Genomic DNA, 1,399 nt, shown 5'->3' with positions numbered 1-1,399 from the left:
CCCCCCCCCCTCACCCCCCTTCTTGCGCCCGCTCCTGTCTTTTGTCATCCGCCCCCGGGCGCGCCCCCCCCCCCCCCCCCCCCCCCACGGCCGCCGGCCCAGTCCAGGTCGACCTCGATGCCGCCGCGTGCCCGAATGCCGTGCACGGCACCTTCCGGCCACGCGCGCGGCAGCGCGGGCAGGATGCGGATCTCGCCGCCCCACGATTGCACGAGCATTTCCAGGATCGCAGCCGTGCCGCCGAAATTGCCGTCGATCTGGAACGGCGGGTGCGAATCGAACATGTTCGGGTAGGTGCGCTGCCGGTCCAGCAGGCCGCGCAGGATGCCGTAGGCGCGCTCGCCGTCGCCCATGCGCGTCCACAGCGCCAGGCGCCATGCCGTGGCCCAGCCGGTGGACAGGTCGCCGCGCGTGTTCAGCGTCGTCTTGGCAGCCTGGATCAGCTCCGGCGTGTCGCGCACGTTGATCTGCTCGCTGGGATAGACGGCGTACAGGTGCGACACGTGGCGGTGATGCTGTTCCGGCGCCTGGCCGTCCCAGTCCTCCAGCCACTCCTGCAACTGGCCCTGGGCGCCGACGCGGTCCGGCGCCAGGCGTGCCCGTTTCGCTTCCACCGACTTGCGGAAGTCCGCGTCCGGATCGCCCACGCGCTCGTGCGCGGCCAGCGTCCACGCGAACAGGTCGCGCACGATCTGGCGGTCCATCGCCGGACCCGCGCACACGGCCACGTCCGGATGGTGCGTGTTTTCCGGCGAGATCGACGGCGACGTCACGAGGCCGCGGCCTTGCGGGTCCTCGACGAGCACGTCGACGAAGAACTGCGAGGCGCCCTTCAGCAGCGGGTAGATGCGGGCCAGGAACGCATCGTCCGGGGTGTACTCGTAGTGGTCCCACAGCGTCTTGCACATCCACGCGCCGCCGCAGGGCCACATGCCCCAGTTCGGGCCGTCGATGGGCGCCGCCGCGCGCCACAGGTCGGTGTTGTGGTGGGCGACCCAGCCGCGGGCGCCGTAGCTGTCGCGCGCGACGTCGGCGCCGTTCACGGCCAGCTCCTCGACCATCCTCACGACCGGCTCCACGCATTCGCCCAGGTTGGCCGCTTCCGCCGGCCAGTAGTTCATCTCCGTGTTGATGTTGATGGTGTACTTGCCGCCCCACGGCGGGTAGATGCCTTCGTTCCAGATGCCCTGCAGGTTGGCGGGCTGGCTGCCGGGCTGCGACGACGAGATCAGCAGATAGCGGCCGTATTGCAGGTACAGCGCGGACAGCCCCGCGAGCGCGGCGTCGTCCGTCCGCGGGACGGCGGCGATGGGCGGCACCGGTGGGTCTTTTAAACAACGGACGCGGGCGACCAATAGAGATGTGGAGATGAGGGGGGGGGGGGGTTCAGTAAAAAAAA

Annotated in this window: 1 protein-coding gene; it reads right to left on the bottom strand. The window is 70.2% G+C overall.

Annotation, left to right across the window (positions count from 1 at the left end):
- Positions 1-44 precede the first annotated feature (44 nt).
- Positions 45-1,399 (bottom strand): glycosyl hydrolase family 95 catalytic domain-containing protein (locus ACEN88_RS31715; RefSeq protein WP_413346137.1); only part of this gene is annotated, 1,355 nt, incomplete at its 5' end.

The organism is Massilia sp. CT11-108 (genome assembly GCF_047302915.1).
Taxonomy (GTDB): domain Bacteria; phylum Pseudomonadota; class Gammaproteobacteria; order Burkholderiales; family Burkholderiaceae_D; genus Telluria; species Telluria orientalis.
Note: the sequence above shows the minus strand (reverse complement) of the source record. Positions and strands in the feature narration are given on the sequence as shown.